General features: G+C 42.5%; 23 protein-coding genes. 17 read left to right on the top strand and 6 right to left on the bottom strand.

From position 1 onward, the window contains the following. Positions 1-185 precede the first annotated feature (185 nt). The 4 genes from D082_RS05950 to D082_RS05930 all read left to right on the top strand — a co-directional run bounded on the left by D082_RS05950 (position 186) and on the right by D082_RS05930 (position 4,682). Positions 186-524, top strand: coding sequence for a hypothetical protein (locus D082_RS05950; RefSeq protein WP_028948898.1), 339 nt, complete (start codon positions 186-188; stop codon positions 522-524). A gap of 120 nt (positions 525-644) precedes the next feature. Beyond that, positions 645-3,605 carry a DUF5906 domain-containing protein gene (locus D082_RS05945; protein ID WP_028948899.1) on the top strand — a complete coding sequence of 987 codons (2,961 nt, stop codon included), beginning with the start codon at positions 645-647 and terminating at the stop codon, positions 3,603-3,605. 312 nt (positions 3,606-3,917) lie between these two features. Further along, complete coding sequence (locus D082_RS05940; RefSeq protein WP_028948900.1) at positions 3,918-4,124, top strand: hypothetical protein; 207 nt, start codon at positions 3,918-3,920, stop codon at positions 4,122-4,124. A gap of 291 nt (positions 4,125-4,415) precedes the next feature. Then, the gene (locus D082_RS05930) at positions 4,416-4,682 is read left to right on the top strand and encodes a hypothetical protein (RefSeq protein WP_028948902.1); all 267 of its coding nucleotides are present in this window, start codon (positions 4,416-4,418) and stop codon (positions 4,680-4,682) included. Here D082_RS05930 and D082_RS05925 read toward each other — a convergent pair. After that, the gene (locus tag D082_RS05925; protein WP_051738699.1) at positions 4,667-5,833 is read right to left on the bottom strand and encodes a hypothetical protein; all 1,167 of its coding nucleotides are present in this window, start codon (positions 5,831-5,833) and stop codon (positions 4,667-4,669) included. The two genes, D082_RS05930 and D082_RS05925, sit on opposite strands and share 16 nt — an antisense overlap. Positions 5,834-6,258: 425 nt before the next feature. Here D082_RS05925 and D082_RS05920 point away from each other — a divergent pair, with 425 nt between their 5' ends. After that, positions 6,259-6,948: a DUF4230 domain-containing protein gene (locus tag D082_RS05920; protein ID WP_028948904.1), complete on the top strand. Its 690-nt coding sequence runs from the start codon at positions 6,259-6,261 to the stop codon at positions 6,946-6,948. Positions 6,949-6,982: 34 nt separating this feature from the next. On the opposite strand, the gene clpB is transcribed toward D082_RS05920, so the two are convergent. The 3 genes from clpB to D082_RS18275 all read right to left on the bottom strand — a co-directional run bounded on the left by clpB (position 6,983) and on the right by D082_RS18275 (position 11,882). After that, on the bottom strand, positions 6,983-9,601 hold the full coding sequence (clpB, locus tag D082_RS05915; protein ID WP_028948905.1) for an ATP-dependent chaperone ClpB: 2,619 nt from the start codon (positions 9,599-9,601) through the stop codon (positions 6,983-6,985). A gap of 317 nt (positions 9,602-9,918) precedes the next feature. Then, positions 9,919-11,334, bottom strand: coding sequence for a transposase (locus D082_RS05910; RefSeq protein ID WP_028948906.1), 1,416 nt, complete (start codon positions 11,332-11,334; stop codon positions 9,919-9,921). 263 nt (positions 11,335-11,597) lie between these two features. Beyond that, positions 11,598-11,882 (bottom strand): hypothetical protein, encoded by a 285-nt coding sequence (locus D082_RS18275; protein WP_144428717.1) that lies wholly within the window; start codon positions 11,880-11,882, stop codon positions 11,598-11,600. 134 nt (positions 11,883-12,016) lie between these two features. Here D082_RS18275 and D082_RS05905 point away from each other — a divergent pair, with 134 nt between their 5' ends. From D082_RS05905 to D082_RS05890, 5 genes are all read left to right on the top strand, one after another. Continuing rightward, positions 12,017-12,319 (top strand): hypothetical protein, encoded by a 303-nt coding sequence (locus tag D082_RS05905; RefSeq protein ID WP_028948789.1) that lies wholly within the window; start codon positions 12,017-12,019, stop codon positions 12,317-12,319. 223 nt (positions 12,320-12,542) lie between these two features. After that, entirely contained in the window at positions 12,543-13,496 is a 954-nt protein-coding gene (locus D082_RS05900) for a replication initiation factor domain-containing protein (protein ID WP_028948788.1), read from the top strand. Positions 13,497-13,629: 133 nt separating this feature from the next. Continuing rightward, positions 13,630-14,097: a hypothetical protein gene (locus D082_RS05895; protein WP_158506498.1), complete on the top strand. Its 468-nt coding sequence runs from the start codon at positions 13,630-13,632 to the stop codon at positions 14,095-14,097. A 565-nt stretch (positions 14,098-14,662) separates the two neighbouring features. Further along, positions 14,663-14,806 (top strand): hypothetical protein, encoded by a 144-nt coding sequence (locus tag D082_RS18535; RefSeq protein WP_158506497.1) that lies wholly within the window; start codon positions 14,663-14,665, stop codon positions 14,804-14,806. An 89-nt stretch (positions 14,807-14,895) separates the two neighbouring features. Further along, the gene (locus D082_RS05890; protein WP_028948786.1) at positions 14,896-15,126 is read left to right on the top strand and encodes a hypothetical protein; all 231 of its coding nucleotides are present in this window, start codon (positions 14,896-14,898) and stop codon (positions 15,124-15,126) included. Between the two features lie 640 nt (positions 15,127-15,766). On the opposite strand, the gene D082_RS18270 is transcribed toward D082_RS05890, so the two are convergent. Further along, positions 15,767-16,126, bottom strand: coding sequence for a hypothetical protein (locus D082_RS18270; RefSeq protein ID WP_158506496.1), 360 nt, complete (start codon positions 16,124-16,126; stop codon positions 15,767-15,769). A gap of 962 nt (positions 16,127-17,088) precedes the next feature. Then, complete coding sequence (locus tag D082_RS18530; RefSeq protein ID WP_028948785.1) at positions 17,089-17,412, bottom strand: hypothetical protein; 324 nt, start codon at positions 17,410-17,412, stop codon at positions 17,089-17,091. A 220-nt stretch (positions 17,413-17,632) separates the two neighbouring features. Between D082_RS18530 and D082_RS05870 the strand changes: the two genes are divergently transcribed. The 7 genes from D082_RS05870 (at position 17,633) to D082_RS05835 (ending at position 22,560) form a co-directional block, all read left to right on the top strand. Next, positions 17,633-18,022, top strand: coding sequence for a hypothetical protein (locus D082_RS05870; RefSeq protein WP_028948784.1), 390 nt, complete (start codon positions 17,633-17,635; stop codon positions 18,020-18,022). 11 nt (positions 18,023-18,033) lie between these two features. Next, positions 18,034-18,459 (top strand): hypothetical protein, encoded by a 426-nt coding sequence (locus D082_RS05865; RefSeq protein ID WP_028948783.1) that lies wholly within the window; start codon positions 18,034-18,036, stop codon positions 18,457-18,459. Continuing rightward, a complete protein-coding gene (locus tag D082_RS05860) occupies positions 18,456-19,445 on the top strand; it encodes a hypothetical protein (protein ID WP_028948782.1) in 990 nt (329 codons plus the stop codon). Before D082_RS05865 ends, D082_RS05860 begins: the two co-directional genes overlap by 4 nt. A 464-nt stretch (positions 19,446-19,909) precedes the next feature. Continuing rightward, positions 19,910-20,086, top strand: coding sequence for a hypothetical protein (locus D082_RS18525; protein WP_158506495.1), 177 nt, complete (start codon positions 19,910-19,912; stop codon positions 20,084-20,086). A 4-nt stretch (positions 20,087-20,090) separates the two neighbouring features. Further along, complete coding sequence (locus D082_RS05845) at positions 20,091-21,149, top strand: competence protein CoiA family protein (protein WP_038530337.1); 1,059 nt, start codon at positions 20,091-20,093, stop codon at positions 21,147-21,149. Between the two features lie 785 nt (positions 21,150-21,934). Then, positions 21,935-22,258: a hypothetical protein gene (locus D082_RS05840; protein WP_028948778.1), complete on the top strand. Its 324-nt coding sequence runs from the start codon at positions 21,935-21,937 to the stop codon at positions 22,256-22,258. Positions 22,259-22,347: 89 nt separating this feature from the next. Then, a complete protein-coding gene (locus D082_RS05835; protein ID WP_038530334.1) occupies positions 22,348-22,560 on the top strand; it encodes a hypothetical protein in 213 nt (70 codons plus the stop codon). The last annotated feature ends 90 nt before the right edge of the window (positions 22,561-22,650 follow it).

Genomic DNA, 22,650 nt, shown 5'->3' with positions numbered 1-22,650 from the left:
AGACTTGGGAAAACAGCCAGAAGCTAAACAGGGACAGAATTTGCACCTCTTTCCTGTTTAGCCGTGGCTAGCAAAAAAGCCCACTTATTTCTAAGCGGATAATTCCATTATATTTTTCGCTGGGAATCTGTGGGAACCGCTCCGTTATCTCCTACTGCAATGGGGCATTGTGCCCCTTTTTCCCTATGAACCTCCACTATTCACTTTTCCGGTGTCAGTTGCCCGACGGCGTGACCAAGATTCTCAACTTAGATACCATTACCCAGGTCACCGTTTGCACCAACAACGTCTATCCCTATCGGGTCAACGTGTTAGATGGGTTTGCCTTCCACCTTGACTCAAGCGAGGGTCAACGGTTAGAGCGGGCCTGGTCAATCCATCAAACTGCCAAGTATGCCAGTTACCACGCTGGGGAATTTATTCCCAATGGCATTCCAAGTTTTCCGCTAATCAAATCAGCCCTTTTGATTGATACCTATCTGGCTGATGCGGCTCACAATGCCCATTTAGTTACTGAAGAATAATAAACACAAAAAAAGGGAGGGTTTTTACACCTTCCCTTTCCTATGGAACCACCGTTTGTACACTGTCTTGCGGTTGTGTCCTTGCAATACTTTACCGTAACAATTGAGATATATTATACCATGCAAATTGATACTACGCAACATTACTTACAGCTAAAAGCTTTGGGCTATAAAGACGGGGACACTATTTTTTATAGACAGTTTCCGCCCAAGGGTAGCAAGGGTTACGCCTCCAAAACTAAGCAAATTTTGCCCTGTATTATTCAAGAGCAAAATCCAGAAAAGGGACTGTATTTTGTAGTAAATGGTCAGGGTCAATCTGACAAGGATATTAAAACCTGTCGAGCCTTTTTTGCTGAGTGGGATGATCGCCCCATGGAGGAGCAAGAAGACTTTTGGGAAAAGATTAATTTCCTAGAGCCTACCTTTCAAGTTAAAACACGCAAATCCATCCATTCTTATTGGGTTTTAAAAGAGCCTATCCCCGTTGAAGACTGGAAAATTCTTCAGGCTAACTTACTAAATTTCTTGGATGGCGATCGCACTCTGAAAAATCCCAGCCGTGTTTTGAGGGTTGCTGGGGGTTGGCATATCAAGCCAGGGGAAGAGCCGGTCAAGTGTGAGCTGATCAATCCCACCGATCGCCGCTATAGCAAAGCCGAAATTGAGCAAGCTTTGGCGGCAAAGGATTGGACTCTACAAATTCCCTTAGTCCCCCCCATACAAAAGCCAGCGAGGCGATCGCCAAAAATTAAACATTCCGTCAGTAGCCCCTTAGATGATTTGGAAAGGGACAAACAACTAGCCCTGGAAATTTTGGAATTTTTACCGCCAACGGTGCCGGATAGTGGAACCTATGCGGAATACAGGGAAATTGCCGTGGCCCTGAAAAATATATTTTCTGAACCAGAAGCGATCATGCTCATGACGGGCCATTCCCCGGAACGGAACTGGCAACAAATTATTCCCAGCAGTACCGGGGACTTTGGCATTGGCACTCTGGTTCACCATGCCAGAACAATGCTCGGCTGGGATTATCCCCAGTGGTGGAAAGATTCAATGAAATCGGAGGCCAAACCAGGGGCCAAAAAAGTTGAAGTAACCACCACCATCCCATTGCAGGAACCCAGTGAATACTACGATGACGATGAGGGCATACCGGGCCAGGAAGGCAAAGGGGAATCCTACAGAGATCCGGCTGTTTCTTGGAAGGAAAAAGCTTACCTAGACTGCTTTTTCGATGCGGAATATATCAGCTTTGGGGATGACACTAAGCTTTCCCTATACCGCTACAACGGACAATACTACGAAAAATTTAGCCGTGCCGAAGCCGAAGCCCTTTTAATCGAATGGGCCTATCAAAACCCTGTCAAGGGGAAGTATGGAAAATGGGTTGCCGCCCATCTATCTCCACAATCGATCAACGGTGCCTATGAGTGGACACTGAAGCGCAAACGGGTTAAGGAGGAGCTAATCAATCCACCAGGGATAAATTTGGCCAATGGTCGGCTGATTATCCAATGGGAAAAATCAGTCCCCAAGGCGGTAATCGAACCACACACCTCCAAAGTTTTTTATACCTATTGCTCCCCCGTCAAATATGACCCCAACGCCAACCCCGAAAACTGCGATCGCCTTTTAAGTTGCATTTCCCCAGAAGAGCAGACCATTTTCCTGCGTTCTGTTGCCCTGGCGTTTGATCTAGAAAATTTCCGCCGCTTCACCGGCCGCCCCCGTGCTCTGTTTTTGGAAGGGGTAGGGGAAAACGGGAAGGATTCTCTGCGGTTGGTGGTGGAACAGATTTTTGGACAGTTCATGGTCGATACCGCCCTGAATAACTTTTACCAATTTGAGCAAGGCCAAATCGGTGGCCTGGCGGACTTAGATGGGGCATTAGTGAGCTGGGCATCGGAAAACAGCGACCAATACAAAGTAGAAAAGCTGAAATCCCTATTCCGTCTGATTTCTGGGGAGCAAGTCAAAATTAACCCCAAAGGCCGGGACGAAAGGACGATCAAGCCCAACGCCGTCTTTTTCTTCAACGTCAACGAAGCCCCCAGGATGGATGGTTCCCTCAATGCCATGACCTCACGGTTTTGTGTGATTCGCTTCCAGAAATCCTTCAAGCGCAACCCAAACCCCGCAGATTCACGGGAAATGCAGGCTGACCCCCGCTTTAAATACGACCCCCAATGGGTGGTGGAAAATGTTTCCCCGGCTTTCCTCAATCGTGTCCTTGCCGAGATTCCGGCGATCGCCCAAGATGGCATTCCCTACGAAGGGCTTGACCATTACTTCCAAGAGATCCGCAAAAAATCTAACCACCTTTGGGAATTTGTGGAGGAAATGGGCATCGTTGAAGCCCAGGGCGAGAAAATTTACATCTCTGATTTGTGGTTAATCCTGCGGGAATGGTATGAAGCTAACGGAACTTTAGAAGTAATTCAGCCTGAGACGGACAAAGGACGACCTAAATTAATCTGGCATGAGCAATTAAAGCGTTTTGACCGTCCTATCAAGGGAGCCAACCAAATTTTCGATGCTTTCAGCCAATTATTCCCAAAAATTACCAAGCAACGGGAGACGATCGACAAAGATAAAAAAGGTAGCTTTTATCTTGCTGGACTCAAACTAAATAAAACTGCTTCACCAGCTTCACTGCCTTATTCCATAGGGGTTACAGCTTCACCAATGTCTTCACTTTCCTTCACTTCCTCTTCACCAGAAAAAAAAGAAGAAGAAGAAAAAAGGGGAGGTCAAAAAGTTGGTGAAGCAGTTGGTGAAGCAATTAGTGAAGCAGTTGACGGTCTGAAACCCTTGCCAGATAGGCTGGTGAAGCAGGTGAAGCAATTTGAGGGGGTTTATACCTCACCAGAAATTTCCAACGGTAAAAAAGTGGAATTAACCGAGGATCAGAAGCTCACGGCATCTGAGATAAAAGCCGAAATGGATCGCCTGCAATTGAATCCCTGGCAATTACAGCGGATTTGCAAGGAAAGATATGAAAAATCGACTTTTTTGGAAATTAATGAGTCAGAACAGCTTGATTTAATTCTTTATCTAAAATCTAAGGAGGCTTAGACCGATGAAAAACTTCTTAACAGCTTTCTGTACATGGGCAATTTTAATGTTCGACTTGGAGTTTCGCTTTCCAGTCTGGCCGGAATATTTTTTCTGGGAGTCTCTATGCCCAGGGCAATGTTACTGCGAAGGCCCTTGGGTTAACTCCTATATTTTTTCTGAGGGAAACTGGATTGTTGATGAGTGGGGCAAAGAAATCCCCTTTTAGCCCGGTGAATTGCCTCGATAAATATGGAAAATCCACCTTTGTAGAACTGACAGAAGCAGAAATGCTCGATTTAGTTAATTACATGGAATCTTGGAATTAAGGCTATGGAAAATAATGAACAATTTGAATTATTTGAACTGATCATGCATCTCCGCTGTATGCGTCGCTTGCAAAAAACCGAGTATGAATTTGTGCATCGTTCCCCCGAATTAGTCCATCAAGAGATAAAAGTTGATGCGTCTCTCGAAAAAATCGAAAAACGTATCGCCTCCGTTAACCATGGGATTAATCAGGTGAATCGCTCCGACTAGCCCCCACCCCGAAAAAAGAGGATTAGATTATGTGTGATTGCCTAAAAAATCTTGATGAACGTCTAGCCCCCCAAGGGTTAAAACTTTGCGACAAAAATTTAACCCTTGTTTTGCCGAAAAAAGGGCCGTGCTATTTCATTCAAACAATCCCCCTAGTTCAACTAGAAAATGGGCGAAAACCTAAATTAGCCCAACCAAAAAGCGTTGGCTTTACCTACTGTCCGTTTTGCGGGAAAAAATATGGAGAAATCTCTAACCCGGTGAATAACTCCGACTAGCCCCCAGGTAATTATGAAAACAATTAACGTTGATTTATCCGACATCCTCGAATTGATTCATTGTGCAAAAGTTTATGGGTTTGCAAATCCTGTCTTACTTGAAGCTTTTGCTGAAATGGCAGGCAGTGTTTCAGATCAAGAAATCATAGAGTTTGCACAAGAAAAGTATTTGTCAGATGAAGCTCGGTCGCAAGGCTACAGTGAAGAAGACTACAAATCAGCAATATCTGTCTTAACAAATTGGCGAAATGAGTATTTTCTTGATCAGTCCGGTGAATAGCTCCGACTAGCCCCCAGGTAATTTTTGTAGATTGTCCCCGGTGAATTGCCCACATAACGGCTCACATCCGCCGGGGAATCCCCCGCCAAAATCCGTTCAGTGATGAAAGTGTGGCGGGTTTGCTTGGGGTTGCGGTATTCAATCTCTGGGAACAGTCCAAGAACATTGGGCCAGGCACGATTGGCAAAATTATGCCAATCTATAAGCTTCCCCTCTGGTGAAGGAAAAATATAGTGATCTGAGTCGAAACTCACAGCGGCGATCGCCCTTTCATTAAGGATGATCGTCCGTTTTTTTTGGGTCTTGAGCCGGGGGGAAAGCACCCCATCGCTGTACGTCCGCTGAAAAGTTAATTTATTTCCCCGCAAGTCTCCCCACTCCAACGGAATAGCCTCAGACGGACGGCAACCAGTGGCAAACAGGAAGTCCACCAACCGCCCGTAATGCCCATAGTGGGGGCTGGAATAAAACCCCTGAATGATTGCCTCCTTTTCCAGCGGATTGAATGGGTTAATGTCCTCCTCATCGTGCTTAACGTGAATCTGCCCCGCCATGCCCACAAACGGATTAAGTTCGATTAGCTCCGACTTCACCGCCCACTCACAACAGGCATTTAGATTTTGCAGAATTTTCTTGGCCTGTTCCGTGGTGGTGTTGGCCACAATCCAATCCCGAATGGTTATGGCTTGGGACAACCTGGAATCTTCCAGCTTCCCTAAAAAATTCATCCGTCGCCCGTAATCAATCTTGAGAGTAGTGGGGGCCAACTGGGGAGCCTTAAAAGCCTTGTATTTTTCCCACAATTCCCGCAAATCTGCTTCGGAGCGTTGCTGGCGTAATTGCTTTAATCTTTCCTGGGCATCGTCGATCGCCAACTGGGTTTTGTGGAGACTGCCCCCATACTTGGCCAAGGTTTGGTCAAATTGGCCCATGGCAATATCAGCACTGATCAGATTAGCTACGGACTGGGCCCGCTTAATGTCGATTGCACTATCAAACCGCCCCCCAGGTACCGGGGTCAAACTATAACTTTTTCCCTTAAACGACCACCGGAGCAAAATTCCTCCATTGTTATCCCGTGGATTAATTTGCCTTGGCATAGCCCCAAATACTCCATTGTCAATGTTTCTGCTCACTCTAAAAACTTGCATAAAATTTGCATAAAAGCAAAAAGCCTTCAGCCTAAAAACGCTGAAAGCCTTAATGAATAAAGTTTGATATAATTCTTGTACGAGTTCTGAAAATCCTCGTGTCGGCGGTTCAAGTCCGCCTCCTGGCATATCAAAACACCATATACAGCATGGGTTTCGGCTTCTGGGCGCTAGCAGTGGAATTTTTCGAAACTGACCTAAGCCCTAAACTGCCCTAAAATTGCCCTAAATTTAGTCTTCTCTGCCATCCCGGTAATGAGATTCGATCGCCGTTCCTAAACCCCTGGGCCCAATTCTGGTGGGAGATTTGTCCAGACCCATCCAATCTTTTTGACCATTAAATGGGTAAATCGGAACAAAAGTTCCTTTACTTAATATATGACATAGCTACCGATGCCCCCGTCGAAATTTTTAGGTTTTCAGTCATGGTGCGTTCTTCACTAAAGTTACCCCAGAAAATTTTCAAGTCAGCCCCATTGCTCGGCACTGGAGGATTATTATTCGCCATGGCGATCGCCATTGGGGGAATTAGCCAAGGATTACAGTCCATTGCCCCTTGGTTCCGCATCAATAACAGTGAAGCCCATATGGAACTTGCAACCCTAGTGGTGCAACAAATTCGAGCCGTGAGCGAGCTAACCACCACCGTTTTTGCGATGGAGACTGTGGTACCCACCAGCCAGGAACGACAATGGGGTACTCTCACCCTAGGCCGGACAAATTTACTGTATATTGGCTATGGAGAAGTGCGAGCGGGCATTGACCTGGCCCAGTTAAATGAACAGGACATAGAGCGAAGGGGAGAAGAATTGATTGTCACCCTACCTGCGCCCAAAATTTTAGACCAGAAGGTTGACGTAGCTCGTTCTCGCATTTACCAATACGACCGGGGATTTTTAAATTTAGGACCCGACACTGCACCGGAGTTACAAAGCCTGGCCCAACGAGAGACCCTCAGTAAAATCACAGCAGCGGCCTGTGAGCAAGGCATTCTGGACCAAGCCAACGAGCAGGCAGAAATAGCCGTGACCAGCTTGTTGAGGAGTACGGGGCACCAACAAGTGGTAGTTAGAACCACAACTCCTAGCACGTGTGGTCTTGCGTCGGGAGATTAGCTTCAATCTCCCCGAATTGACGGAACAGAAATCCCTAAACGGCGACTAAATCCCCCTTTAAACTTTGAAAATTCAGTCGTTCGTCGGTTTCATCCACCACAATGGTTTCGCCGGGTTTATAGTCCCCCCGTAAAATACCTTTGGCGATCGCCGTTTCTAGATATTTTTGGACTGCTCGTTTTAAAGGTCGGGCTCCATAAACGGGGTCATAGCCCACGGCGGCTAGGAAATCCAGGGCTTTATCCGTCAACTTCAAAGTTAATTTTTGTTCCTCTAAACGGGAAGCCAAAGATTGAATTTGAATTTGAACAATGGATCGTAATTCGGATTGTTGTAAGCCATGGAAAATAATCGTTTCATCCACCCGATTAAGGAATTCTGGGCGGAAATTTTCCCGCATTACATCCATAACTCGGCTCCGCATTTCTTCATAGCGACTATCATCACCCGCCACATCTAGAATATATTGGGAGCCCAGGTTACTGGTCATAATAATAATCGTATTTTTGAAGTCCACCACATGGCCCTGGGCATCGGTTAAACGACCATCATCCAGAATTTGTAGCATGACATTAAACACATCCCCATGGGCTTTTTCAATCTCATCAAAGAGAATGACAGAGTAGGGCCGGCGGCGAATAGCTTCCGTCAATTGTCCCCCTTCTTCATAGCCCACATAACCCGGAGGGGCCCCCATTAAACGGGAAACGGCGTGTTTTTCCATGTATTCCGACATATCGATTCGCACCAGGGCTTCTTCGGTATCGAATAAATTTTTCGCCAAAGCCTTAGCCAACTCAGTTTTCCCTACCCCGGTGGGGCCCAGGAAAATAAAGCTAGCCGTAGGACGATTGGGATCGGAAAGACCAGCTCGGGAACGTTGAATAGCTTCTGCGACAGCAGTTACCGCTTCATCTTGGCCAATTACTCGGCCGTGTAGTTCATCTTCCAAATGAAGTAGTTTTTCCTTTTCCGATTCCACCAATTTACTGATGGGAATACCAGTCCATTTCGAGATAATTTCAGCAATATCAGACTCTAAAACCTCTTCCCGTAACAGAGATTTTCCAGAGGTTTGTTGCTCTGCCAATTGGGTTTCCAAGGCTTGCACTTGCCGTTGTAAATCAGTTAACTTGCCATACTGTAACTCCGCCGCTTTATTGTAATCGTAATCCCGTTGGGCTTGCTGGATTTCTAAGTTAACTTGGTCAATGGTTTCCTTAACAGTACGAATTTGATCAATAACTGTTTTTTCCGATTGCCATTGGCCATTAAGTTTAGACTGTTCTTCTTTAAAATCAGCCAACTCTTTTTCCAATTTTTCTAGCCGCTCTTTGGAAGCAGGATCATTTTCCCGCTGTAAAGATAACCGCTCCATTTCTAGTTGAAGAATTTTGCGGTCTACTTCATCTAATTCTTCCGGTTTGGAGGTAATTTCCATTTTTAGTTTGGCCGCTGCTTCATCCACTAGGTCGATGGCCTTATCCGGTAAAAAGCGGTCACTGATATAGCGATTGGACAACATGGCCGCCGCCACGAGGGCGCTATCGGCAATTTTTACCCCATGATGTACTTCATAACGTTCTTTTAATCCCCGCAGAATAGAAATGGTATCCAACACATTGGGTTCGTCCACTAAAACTTCTTGGAAACGTCTTTCTAATGCTGCGTCTTTTTCGATATATTTGCGATATTCATCCAAAGTTGTGGCCCCAATACAACGCAAAGCTCCCCTGGCCAACATCGGTTTTAATAAGTTGCCCGCATCCATGGCCCCTTGGGTTGCTCCAGCGCCGACAACGGTATGAATTTCGTCAATAAAGAGAATAATTTGCCCTTGGCTGTCGGTAACTTCCTTAAGTACCGCTTTCAGTCTTTCTTCAAATTCTCCCCGGTATTTGGCTCCGGCAATTAATGCTCCCATGTCGAGGGAAATTAGTTTCCGGTCTCGCAACGATTCCGGTACATCATGGTTAATAATTCTTTGGGCCAAGCCTTCGGCGATCGCCGTTTTACCGACCCCTGGTTCCCCAATTAATACAGGGTTATTTTTAGTCCGACGGGAAAGGATCTGGATGGTACGGCGTACTTCTTCGTCCCGGCCAATGACGGGATCTAGCTTACCCTCCCGGGCCAATTCAGTTAAGTCTCGTCCATATTTTTCGAGGGATTCGTATTTACCTTCTGGATTTTGATCAGTCACTTTTTGAGTTCCCCTAATTTGTTTAATAATATCTGTTAGTTTGCTATCGCTTAAGCCAAGGTCCCGATATAAATTTTTGCCAAAACGATCATCCTGGCTGTAGGAGGTCATTAAATGTTCAATGGAAATGAAATCATCCCCATACTTGGAGCGGGCTTTTTCGGCATTATCTAATAATTTATCGAGACTACGGCCTAGGTAAATAGATTCGGTGGGATTGCTTAATTTTGGCTGTTGATCAATGAAATTATCCACCTGGTCGAGCACCCGGGGCACACTCACCCCCGCCTTATTGAAAATACTACTGGCCAGGCCATTCTGCTCCAACAAAGCTTTGAGTAAATGTTCTGTTTCAATTTGCTGTTGCCGATACTGCTTGGCTATCTCCGGTGTTTTGGCGATCGCCTCCCAGGCTTTTTCCGTAAATTTGTTAGGGTCTGTAGGTTGCATAAAATTTTCTATATCGAGTGTAGATTAGCTGTGTGAGGGCTACAACCATAATTCTAGGAGCATAACTCCATGGTCAGTAAGGCGGGTTTTCCCGATTAATCAGTGGGGTTTACCCTTTACTAACTAGGAAATCTGGTTTACTAAAAGTATTTTTGTCCCAGACCACAGAGGTTGAACCCTTTGCCCAGAAAAATTAGGGAAAATGCTTGAATCTAAAAATCAGTTTGATTAAGCTAGGCCCCAAAGCCCCTTTACTCTAATCCACTAATTTACAGACTAAATAAGGGATCTTAAGAAAAGACCCCTATAAGCCAGAATTAATCAGTAATATCGAGAGTCTCCCTAACTTCATCTAGAGCACGGTAGAGAAGCTTAGCTGCGTAGCCTCCAGTCTTGTTAATGACCAAGTTACCTACTAGATTATTTTTAGCCATACCAGCAGGCACCTTAGCAGACCAGTCAATTTCCGAGAGCAGAGCTTTAACCTGATTAACCGTCATCAGACCAGAAGACGAGAGAGAGTTAAACATCTCAGACCGTAAACGAGCTTGGTATTTAGCGGCCGCCTGCAAAGCCAACTTTTCAGGATCTGCCTTTAGCTGAGCGGTTTTCTCATCGTGATAGTCCTTAATCCTTTGCAACTGTTCAGAGTATTGAGTCTTAGCACCAAGCTTGAACTGGGAACTAACCCAGCAATAGAACTCAGCCCGACAAATAGAAGAACTAGAACCAGTCTTAGAACCTTTGATGCTAGTCCCTGACTGCGTTTCTACCCTTGCCAACCCTATACGACGTTTAAACGCAGGAAGAGAAGAACCAGTAAAACGCTCAGAGAAGGGATAAATAAGAGTAAGAAGTAGACCCCGCAAAGGAACACCAAAATTAAATCGATCAAAGACAAAGTTATAACCCGCAAACTGGGGAGAATAAACCAGCTCAGAGAGCCTGCTGTTAATTTCATTGACCTTTAAATCAAAGTCATCAGTCAAACCAGCAAGATAAATAGAAGGATCTGAAAGCTCTATGCCATATTCCCTAGCAATGGAATTATTAAGACGATTGACCCAAGGAGACCTACGAGTACCCCGCTCATGACCAGCAACTACAGAAAGCAATGGCCTACGACCATCAGAAGCTTTACCAACAGGATCGGAGTAGAGAGAAGCAGACTCAGGGAAATCAAAGGCTAGATGATGCTGGGCCCGATTAGAAGCCTTAACAGACATCTTTATACAAAATTTTCTTAAGTGATATAAGTCCCGAATTTTAGCAATTGACCCATTCTCAAAACGGATGAAATAGCGCCAGTAATCTTTAAAGGTTTGAGTATAAGCACAGAGCGCATAAGCATCAGCAATATCATTCTTATCTGGTAGTCCGTGGGTTTGTCGCCAGTTTCTACAGCTATGGTGATTCACCCAGAAAACCTTAATACCGTGAGATTCACAAACCTTAGAAATGAACATTGAGTAATGAAGGCCCGTAGGTTCTAAGGCAATAGCATCAACCTCCCAACTGAGGAAAGTATCAATACCCCGCACATCTAAAACCCTTTCACCATCTTGAGTGCGATAAACATCATGGCAAAACCAGAAGGTATAAGGATCATCAGATGGCTTTTTGAACCGTGACCTAAAGCCGTGTTTCCAAACTTGCTTAGGATCAGCAGGAAGCTCATCAAGAATCCATGCCACAGCGTAGCCTTTACAAATGTCAAGACCTGCAATTCTCATTATTAAATTGTCTCCAATAGGAAAGAGAAAGTTAGCTTTAAATTAATCCCAATAGAAGCCAGAAACCTATAAATACAAGACAGTTTACTCTTAAGCTTATTGGGTAGCTAGCTAGTTAATAGTCCGACATAAAGGGGCGAGGCAATAAAGCAACTTTCTTGTAAATCATTCTATTAGCTAACTAACCGATGAGACGGGAAGCTACTCCGTCCCTAGTGACCCCTCAACCTAAGCTCAGAGGTCAGTAGGGAAGGATTAACTATCTACATAAAAATAAAAAAAAGAAGAGATTCTATATCTTTACTACGAAGAGGAGAAACATGAGAAATATAAGAAGGAGAATTAGCAATAACATCACTAAGAACCTGATCAATATGAATAGGATCATCAATCTCTAAAGCATTAACAATCCTAGAAGCATGGTCTCGAACCCAAGGACACAAAGTATTATGCTCCGCAGACCATAGCCCATCAAAGTCTGGAGACCCAAGACGAGCACCACAAGAGCAGAAGTAGTGGGTAGAGGAATCTATATCAGGAGGAGACATAGGTAAGACCTAGGCAAAGGGCAAAAATTTATGCTATGTTCGACGTGGTGTATTATAAAAAAAAAAAACTACTTGTCAAATTTTTATAAAGAATTTACAGAAGTTTTACATTTCTTTACAAAAAGGAAAAAACTATGGCTAAAAGAGGTAGAAAGTTAGGTAGTGGTGAAACCCGCATCGTCAAAGGGTTTAGTCTCAAGCCCAGCACCGTTGAGATGATCCGCATCGGAGCCCACGCCGCAGATATGAAGCACAGTACCTATTTAGAGACATTAATCAATTCCAGTACAGTAACACTAGCCATAGCCGCTAAGGACTTAGCAGAATTAGCGACAGAGTTAGAAAAATCAGTAGAAGATTTAAATAATCAGATGACTAAGACAAATGATTTAATTACACGGGTGCGGGAGCTATCGAGAAGATTGGGGGGGAAATAAAGAGAACGACAGAAAGTTACTTAAACAGGCTTAAATCGGGCGCTAACGCTGTTGGTCTCGGCATTAGCAGTCAGGTTATAAGGCTTAGTTATCCAGTTTCATTTGTCCTATTGCGGCGATGGGACTTTTTTTTTACTGTGGCTGGCATTGAATCCCGGTATTTCTAGAGGGCTGTTAGCACGCCCGTGAAATTTTTTATTGGTTTATTCTCTTTTACCCAGTTATGGCCCCTAAGCACCTCAGCATTGGCATTGACTACCTGCAAGGCATGGCCCGTTTTTCAGAGTTTCGCCAGTTGGAGAGCTTTTTGGAGGAAGTACAAGCGGGCATGGTCACAGGGGACAAATGTTTTTTTGACCAGGAAGGAGTGACTATTGGCAGAAAGTTTAACAACCGTATTCGCTCAGTTAAGGGATTATGGGGAGGCTTTACCGTCCATGATGATTACATCGACTGCCATTTACAGTTTCCCGGTACTATTTGCTGGGAGTTTACGGATCAGTTAAAGAGCTTAGAGCTTATCAAAGAGAGGCTTAAAAAGCTTACCCGCATTGACATTGCCATTGATGACGAAAAGCGGCGCATCAGCCAAAAAAAGATACAAGCCCTAGCAGAAAAGAAGCACTACAAAGGCTTAGATAGTTTTAAATTTATCGAGTCTAAGGCAGTCAAGGGAGAGGAACCAATAGGGACTTGTATTTTTGGTAGCTCTGAAAAGATCGTCAAATTCTACAACGCTGAATTTATGCACGGTATCCCCGCCGACCGTTGGGAATTATTACTGCGTGGAGATTATGCGGAATTTTGTGCCGATGAGATTATCGAAAAAAGAGATATTCGAGCAGGAGGAAAGTTTTTAACCGGAACTCTTGATTTTATTAAGCCTGGGAGCAACAGTAACCACGATAAGAGATACCGATTTTGGGAGCAGTTTGTCAAAGAGATTGGCCAATGCCGGCTCAGAAAGCCCAGAGACGAACCCACCCTAGAAAGAGCCTTGGATTGGTTGGAGCGACAAGCAGGGCCCACTTTTGCTGTTATGTATTTCGGTCTCGGACAGACTGAATTTACTAAAAGTATTAGCCGCATAGCCGAACGCTCTAGCGAAAGGCTCCAAGAACACCATTTAGCTTGGATTAATTACCTACAAGAACAACGAGAACAACCCTATGCTTAGTACTTCCAAATATTTAGTTATTGGCGCTTCCCAAGAGGAATATGTCATCGAAGGGGAAACCATCAAGTCTGGTTTTATCCAAGTGATGAATCTTGAACGAACTAACGACGGGGTAATCAAGGGTTATCAACCTATGAGAATTAACCTCAGAAATTCTGCTTTAAGGATCGAAGATTTCTCAGATGCACCCGGAATCTATGAAATTGAGCGCCGACGCACTCCAAAGAAAAAGTTAGGCGAAAAAGGCTACAACCTAATCCCCATCAGAGCCAATTTGCTTAAGAAGATCAAGTTTCCCGAACGAGAGGAGATTCTTCTGATTGGAGCAAAGATGGTCAAGATGGAGCAATGGAAAGGCCTTGTCACCTATTTAATTGACCCTATGGGAGAGATGGAAGCTTTAAGCGAAAAGGGGAAAGCTTATGGCTATCTGGCAATTGAGGAAACTTTTGAACATTGGAATTTTAACAACCTCCAATTTATCCCCGGTTGGTATGAAGCAGAGTTTAAATCTGTCCGTGATACCAAAGGACAAGAAATGGAACGCATTGCTGACATGAATCCCATCGAGCAATTAAACATGGCAGACCTTGCCGCCTAGTCCCATGAGGAACCGCACACTATGGACAAGCTTAAGCTTATACACCGGATCTCTAATCATTACCGGATGTTCCGATGCGTATTATCAGGATTGCACGAACTACATCGAAAAAGTTACAAGCCTACAGCAAGCCATTGAAGCTACTTTTTCAGCCCCATTTCTATCAATGTACACCACCGCTTGGATTGTAATCGTAATCAGGAAATACGTATGGATATAAGCCACATTTTTGACGGAATTTTGTTATTAGCACAAAATCCAAATGCTAACCCCGGAGCAGGAAACCCTAACACCACAATTGACACTCTATGTATAGCTGAACACTGGAATTTAGCCATAAGTCTTTTTAAGGCTGTAGTAATCCATGGCAGTTTATCTTTTCTTACTGGAATTATTTACAGATTATGATTTATCAATTTTATTACGCTACCAATCTAAATTTACCCAGTAATTTTGGACAGGAAACCGCCGCTAAAATCTTAACTGAAGGCGCTAAGTATGCTACCGCTTTAATGGGAGTTATGGTCATTGTATTTGTTGTTAAATCCTTTACCAGAGGTTAAGTATGTTGATTTTAGCCAATTCTGATTTAAGCCAGATAAACAGCACTTTACAGTCTGGTTATGAGTGGGGAACTAGCGCAGGTTTAGTTATTTTTGGCACTACTTTAGCCCTTACTGTAGCGGCTTACTTTTTCTATAAGATTTAGCCAATTAATCAGAATTTAATAACAGTGGGTAGTTGGGAGGGTTTGTTTAGCCGAAAGCTAAGCTCTATTCTTTATTGGAGATTAAACCAATGCAATCTTTCAAACTTCAATTAAGCGATTTTGACAAGAAAATCCTAATCGGAAGTGCTATTCTAGCCAGCTTGACCATTCCCACTGTTGCCAAAGCTGACACCTCTGCTGTAGCTGATACCGTAAGCGCCATTGGTGGAGTAACTGCCGGAGTGGCCGCAATCGTTATGACTGCTATGGGCTTCCGTATTGCTGTTAAGCAAGTCAACCGCATGACAACCAAAGGTTAATTGCTGATTTTAGCCAGAGCAAATTACTAGGAGGGTAGCTTATGAAATCTGCTTTTTATAAGTTACCCATTATTTTTAATAAGTTTAAGAAGAGTTTATACAAGAACAGACGAAAGCTAACCAATAGAATTGTTTCTTTTTTTGTTCTGTTTTTAATGACTATTTCTATCTTTATTGGAGTTAGTAATCGACCCGCAGAAGCTTTTGTTACTTCTTTGGATGCTTGTGTAGCCAATGCTATATGTGCAAGTCAATTAGGTTGGGAAATTACTAGAACGGGCTTAGTGACAGGAAGTGCAATTAAGCTTGCTGATTTAGTTAATAGAAATACTGTAGATGTTAATTTAGATGGCGACCCGTTGAGAAATGCCTTAGCTACTATTTGTCTAAATGCTGATTGCAGTCAGTGGACGGGCAAAACAAATAAAACTTATATTTTCACCGCAGAATGCAGAACTAGATTATGGCACCCTTATGTAGGAGTGATAGAGGTTAGCGGAGGATGGCAAATATCACAAGTAGTAATAAATGGTCCGGTAGGAAAACTAATATTGAATGGGAAAAATGATTACAGTCAAAATTTTGCCTCATGGACAGTTGAATCAGGGCCAAATAAAGATCAAGTAAGCACGGGATGCTATTACAACGGATACTGGGGAGGAAAAGCAGAAATAAGAAATATACGGGTAAGAAGGCAAGACGGTAAATCAATCGTAGATGACATTATCGAAGCAATTGGAGAATTTACGGGAGATTTATTTGATTCTCTATTCAATAGCGTTAGGGATTTTGTCGAGAATAATCTAGATGACATAATCCCCCAGCCTACACCTTTACCCCAAGCTGTTCCTGTTATTAATAATCTATTTATTCCTACTTTAGATGGATTAATTAAGGCAGGTATAGCACCAGCGATCGACACACCAGAAGCACCAAATTGTCCCCCTAGCACTTTTCCTGGAGCACCCGGAATTATTGTTTTTCCCGGTGAACCTGGCATAGTTCCTTTTCCTTGCAGACCCCAAACCCAACCTGAGCCAGAACCCTCACCAACCACAACCCCAGCTCCCAGCCCTGAGCCTACACCAACGGAATCTCCCAGCCCTGAGCCTACACCAACGGAATCTCCCAGCCCTGAGCCTACACCAACGGAATCCCCCAGCCCTGAGCCTACACCGACGGAATCCCCCAGTCCTGAACCTACACCAACGGAATCCCCCAGCCCTGGGCCTACACCAACGGAATCCCCCAGTCCTGGGCCTACACCAACGCAATCTCCTAGTCCTGGGTCTACACCAACCACAACCCCGGCTCCCAGTCCCTCTCCATCAGAGTCCCCTAGCCCTGGCCCATCACCAACTACAACCCCAGCTCCCAGTCCCTCTCCATCAGAGTCCCCAGACCCAAATCCTGACCCTGAACCTGACCCATGGCCCAGCCCTGGCAATCCAGATCCTAATCCTTCACCTTCACCAACCCCCAGTCCATCACCGTCACCAACTACAACCCCAAGCCCTAGTCCTTCACCTTCACCAACCACAACGCCAACTCCCAGCCCTTCTCCTTCAGAGTCCCCAGACCCGAATCCTGACCCTGAACCTGACCCATGGCCCAGCCCTGGCAATCCAGATCCTAATCCTTCACCTTCACCAACCCCCAGTCCATCACCGTCACCAACTACAACCCCAAGCCCTAGTCCTTCACCTTCAGAATCACCAGACCCGAATCCTGACCCTGAACCTGACCCATGGCCCAGCCCTGGCAATCCAGATCCTAATCCTTCACCTTCACCAACTCCCAGTCCTTCTCCAACGGAATCTCCCAGCCCATCACCATCACCAACTACCACACCAAGCCCTAGTCCTTCACCGTCGGAGTCTCCAGACCCATCACCGTCACCGACTACAACCCCAGCTCCCAGTCCTTCTCCTTCAGAGTCCCCCAGCCCTGGACCATCACCGACTACAACCCCAACACCAGATCCGCCACCGGATAACCCAGACCCTCCACCAGATAATCCAGACCCCCCACCGGATAATCCAGATCCTCCACCAGATACTCCAGATCCTCCACCAGATACTCCAGATCCTCCACCGGACACTCCAGATCCTCCACCGGACACTCCAGAACCCCCACCGGATACTCCAGACCCCCCACCGGATACTCCAGACCCCCCACCGGATACTCCAGATCCTCCACCGGATACTCCAGACCCCCCACCGGATAATCCAGATCCTCCACCGGACAATCCAGAGGAACCAGATCCACCTGATGAGCCTGAACCACCGGAGGAACCAGAAGAACCCAAAATTTTTTTCCTAAGAATCTTTACTTTTCTGCAAAAGTTTGACCCACCACCACCACCACAATTCAATGGACAATTTTTTGTTACCAATGCTCAAAACAAATTTAAAGATAAGTTTCCCTTTGATATGCTCGGAGGCCCATTACCTGAAGGTTTACCAGATTGCCCAACCTACACTTTTTTTGAACAAACCACAGAGCTATGTTTTCTAAGAGACGCTATTCTTTCCCTAAAAATTCCTCTCGAAATAGCAGTAGTAATCTACTTTTTCTTCAAGCTCTAGCAGTAGCGGCAACTATTGTTATCACCATCACTCTCCCATCATTAGCTCAGGAGGAAGAGACTTTAGATATACCCCAATTTGACTTCAGTGACCAACCATTTTTTCTAACTAATGCAATTGATGAGTTAAGCACGAAATTTCCCTTTGATATGCTCGGCTCTACCACTGGGGGAAACTCTGGTGGTGATTGTCCAACCTATGAATTTTTTGGAGAGAATATACAATTATGTATTCTAAGAGACATTATCATGGCAGTAAAAATTCCGGCACAAATTGCCGTGGCTCTCATGTTTTATCAAAGAATCTAATCATAGTTTTTGTGATTATTTTCATCATTTTGCTAATTACAGGAGTTGCCAGCGCCCAGGACGCACCACCCACACCAGATGCTAGCGCAGTCATTGAAAATGATGGTCAAGACATCAGCGTTAATGTCACTGTTAAGCCTTGGCCTCAAGCCCTACTAGAACTATTTGCCACTACCTACAGTTTTTTAGTGGCAGTCATAACCAATCCCTTTGGTGCTATCAATGCTGGAATTAATGCTGTGGTAGATGCCGTAGCTAATGTTCTACCCTCAACCCCTGAAAACCTTAAGTTAAGCAATATTGCCAGCGATTTAGGAGAAGCTGTCCCCCTAGTGGGAACGGCAGTTATCAGAGCAGTTTTAAACACTTTTATTGAATTAGGAGGCTTAGCTTTAATAATCAAGATTTACAAGTTAATTCCCTTTAAAGCAACATGACAATTATTGGTATTTTTGGCGCTATTGGCTCAGGAAAATCCCATAGTCAGCTCAAGTATGGGCTAATGTATGCTGACAAACGAGAAAAGCAGATCGTTGCTAATTTTGCCTTAAATGTTAAGGAGGTTTACCGTTATGCTTGTTTACCTGCTTATCTTGACAGTTTTTTAGGGAGCTTTAGATATGAGTTACACAAACTAATTTATGTTCTATCAAGCAGTTTTAAGAAGGCAATTGGTAAAAAGCCCAAAAAGTTTACCTTTAAACCTATGCTTCCTTTTTTAAAGGAGCAAATTGAGAAGGGTAGAGGAATTAGTTGGATTATCAACCCAGAAAATTTACAAGATTTGATGATTCCTGAAAGTGTTGTGTTGTTAGATGAAGCTGGTATTTTTCTTAATGCCAGAGAATTTGCTAAGACACCAAAGGAATTATTATCGGATCTTGCTCAATCAAGGAAAGATGGGGTTGATTTAATTTACTGTGCCCAATTTGATGAGCAAATCGACAAGCAGTTAAGGTTATTAACCCAGTTCTTTTGGTATTGTTCGGGAATGACATTTTGGAACAAGAAGATGAGAAGACCTGAGCTAAAGTTTAAGAACGTACACATTTTTGATGCCGCTACTTTTAAGGAATGGTATTACAATCCCAAAGCTAGAACCAATGGTATCAAGACGAGGTTTGCCTATGCCATTGATACTTTCTCAGGAGCTTTAACCGGAGCAGACAAGCAGATTTTTAATTGTTTCAATTCTTTCACTAGATTAGACATTATTGACAATAAAAATTTAAACATTATCAGCACTCTTGACCAATGTTTATTGATAGAAAGACCGGACGACTGGCAGGAATTATCAAGGGCTTATTTTGAAGCAGAACAGCACAAGCAAGAAGAAAAGCTTAAGGAGGAAGCCAGAAAACCCCACCACCGTAATGGCAGGGGGAAAACCAAACCTATTGATTTATCGGAGTTATTAGGCTAATGATTTTTAATTGTCATAATTGCCAGCACCCAATCAATACTAAAACAGTTCAGTGTTTTTATGAGGAAAGATTAGGATTTTATTACAAAATTTTTTTCTGTCCTAATTGTGGCATTGAAAGATACAGAAGAATGCCTACAAGACCCCAATCTCTTGTAAATGAAGAGTCTAATCAGTTAAATATTTTTGAGGATTTTAATCATGAAAAACAAATCTAGTGTTAGTTTGAAAACTCTTTATCTTTATGTTTTGACTTTCTTTTTAATTGTTTCATTTTTTATTAGTTGGAGGTTATACACTGAGTTAAATAATTTAAAGACGGTCATTAGTTTTACCCAGGATTACCAAGACAAGTATTTATACGAAACTTTAAAAGCTAATAATTTAAAAATTCTAACGATGGAGGATGTTAAAGCACCCCCCATTAGACCCCTTAACCCTATCAGAGTTTTTGGTAATTAATCATGAGTATTAAGCACAAGGTTGTTACTATTGGTATCAGTTTAGTGATTATTTTTCTTTCCCTACGCTTTGGCGGCGGAAGGATGTGGATCGGCGAAAGGCTCTGTTTGATGCCCAGGGTCTGTTTTTATCTCGGCACTCCCCTTAATTTTGGCCCAGAGCGTAGCAAAGGAGATTGAAATTATGATTAAATACAAATTCGCATTTAATTCCCTTCAAGAAATCATAGATGTTAATAAAATCACCAAAGAAGAACAGAATAAACATGAAAAATTTACTTGCATTAGCTGCGGACATGAAATGATTACAGTTTTAGGTTCTAAAAGGGCTAAACATTTTCGCCACAAGGTTATTCAAGAAATTGAATGTTCTCCGGAGAGTTATTTACACAAATTAGCAAAATTTAAATTTTATGAAACTTATCAAAATTGTTTAAAAACCGGAAAACAATTCTTGATTAGATTGACAATGAGAAAAATATGTGATTTTTATAAAAACGAGTTTTTAGAAGACTGTTTATATGAAGGAGAAACTTTAAATGAATTTGACATAACAAAATATTTTAAAAATATTCAAATTGAAGAGAGAATAGAAAAATTTATACCGGACATATTACTTACAGCAAATAATGGCGAAAAAATATTTTTTGAAGTATATGCAACTCATAGTTGTGAAGAAAAAAAACTAACTTCAAAATATAAAATTATTGAATTTGCAATAAAAAATGAAGATGATATAAAAATTATAGATTCATGTGAATTAGGAGAGTGTGAAGATGTTAAATTTTATAATTTTAAAAAAGACAAATATGATGGATACTGTAATGGAGTGTGTAAATATGGAATTATGCCCTATGCTAAATCAGATGTGAGATACACTTTGTTTGTTGTTCGCAAAAATGGAGCAAGCGCTATTTTACAGCACAAAAAATTGGAAGAGGTAGTCAATATTGGATATGTAATATATAAAGAAATGCTTAAAAATTATGACTATTATACAAGCGGATACTTAATGAGTCAGCTTTATAAAGCTAAGGTAATTGAAGCTTATTACAAAAAGATTAAAATAAAAAATTGTTATTTATGTAGATATCATGCACAAGGATGGGAACAAGCCATTTACTGCAAGTTTTTAAGAAAAAATGGAAGTTCAAATATGGCAACAAATTGTGAATATTACCGTTCAGATGAAAAAGTATTTACCCAATATCTTGAAACAGAACCTAATGAAAATCTAGAGTAATAAAATCAAAAGCGAAGTACCCGTCGATTTATTATCCGACCCCCCCTAACCCCCCCCAGGGGGGAACTTTGTGGACTCCTCCCCACCCCCCTAACCCCCCGTGTGGGGGAACCGGAAAGCAAGACAGCTAAGGACGAGCAAAGCTCGGTTTATTACGATTTTTTTACCGTTTAGGAATTTTAGCAGATTCGTCGAAAATCGGGAGTAGGTTGCACGTTTAATATTTGGCAAATTTAAACAAGTGAAATTTGCCTCTTTAAGGATGTGCTTTTTATTTTGGTTTTTTTCTTACGTCTAAACCTTTTCTATCACTGGCAAAAATACTGACCGGAAAAAAACGTGATTTTCTTTGGAACCCGCTTTTGTTTTTTTCTTGGGGTAAAAAAATCTAGTAGGGGATTGCAGAGAGAGAAAGGAGAGGAGAGAAAGGAGAGGAGAGAAAGGGTTGTCTGTATGTACTGGTTTGATGGGAATAGTCTTTGCTGATCTTCTAAATTTCGACTTAATTTCTTGCACTTGAAGGGTATCCAAATTGTTTTCCATTGTATCATTTTTAACCCGTGTCAAGGGAGTTAATCTAAGGCTCTAACTTTTTCTAAGCAAATAGGCTAGCTGAAATTTTTCTAAGTTCGTTCCTCACTAAGAAAAATAACCAGCGACCGTATTTGCCAAGAAAAGATAACTCGCCAAGATTAGCTAGACCCTTGACACTAGGACGCAACGAAGAAAGATATAAATTTTGGAAATGATAAGAAAAATATGTAATTTGATTGAGGATTTTGATTATGTTAGATTTGTTTTTGTTTTGTTTGATTTTTGTGTTTTTTAGTTGGGGTATTTATGGAAAGAGTAAAAATAAGGTTGAAAGTGTGAATTGTAATGTTTTAAGTGGAAATAGTGTTGGTTTTAGTGTAGTTGAAGAAGTTAAGAGTATTAAGTATTTTTTGGATGATGAGGATATGATTGAGATTTATAAGGAGAAATTAAGTAAGTTAGGAATAAGAAATTTGTATAAGTTGAGTAGTGGAAAAATTAAGAATTATAAAAAGTTTAAAAAGGTTGAATTGATTGATAAATTGAGTAGTTTTTGGGAGGATTTAGATATTTAAAAATTGGTAAAATAAAAATAGGTAGTTTTTAGAGTTTAAATTCTAGAAACTACCTAAAAATTGTAATTTGATTTAATGGAGATTTTAGCATGGTTTACATGATTTTATCAAATGGTAAAAAGTTAGAGGTTAAGTTGATTGGTGATTTAGTCTTTATTAAAGATGGTTTGAGTAAATGGAAAAGGTTTCCATGGGATAAGGATGGTTATTGTAGTTGTGAGCTTTGGAGTTATAAGGGTAAGTTAAGTGATTTTGATAAAGGTTTTAGCATTAATGGTTATCATGTATTGTTTGATTTTTAGCGGAGGTTAGATTGGTGGGTCTGGTGGGTAGCCAGGCTCACTTATTTTTTTTGGCTACCCCAGAAAAATTGGAACAATCGAAGTCGATCC

Source organism: Synechocystis sp. PCC 6714, assembly GCF_000478825.2.
GTDB lineage: Bacteria > Cyanobacteriota > Cyanobacteriia > Cyanobacteriales > Microcystaceae > Synechocystis.
The sequence above is the reverse complement of the archived record's forward strand: the minus strand, read 5'-3'. Positions and strand labels throughout refer to the sequence as shown.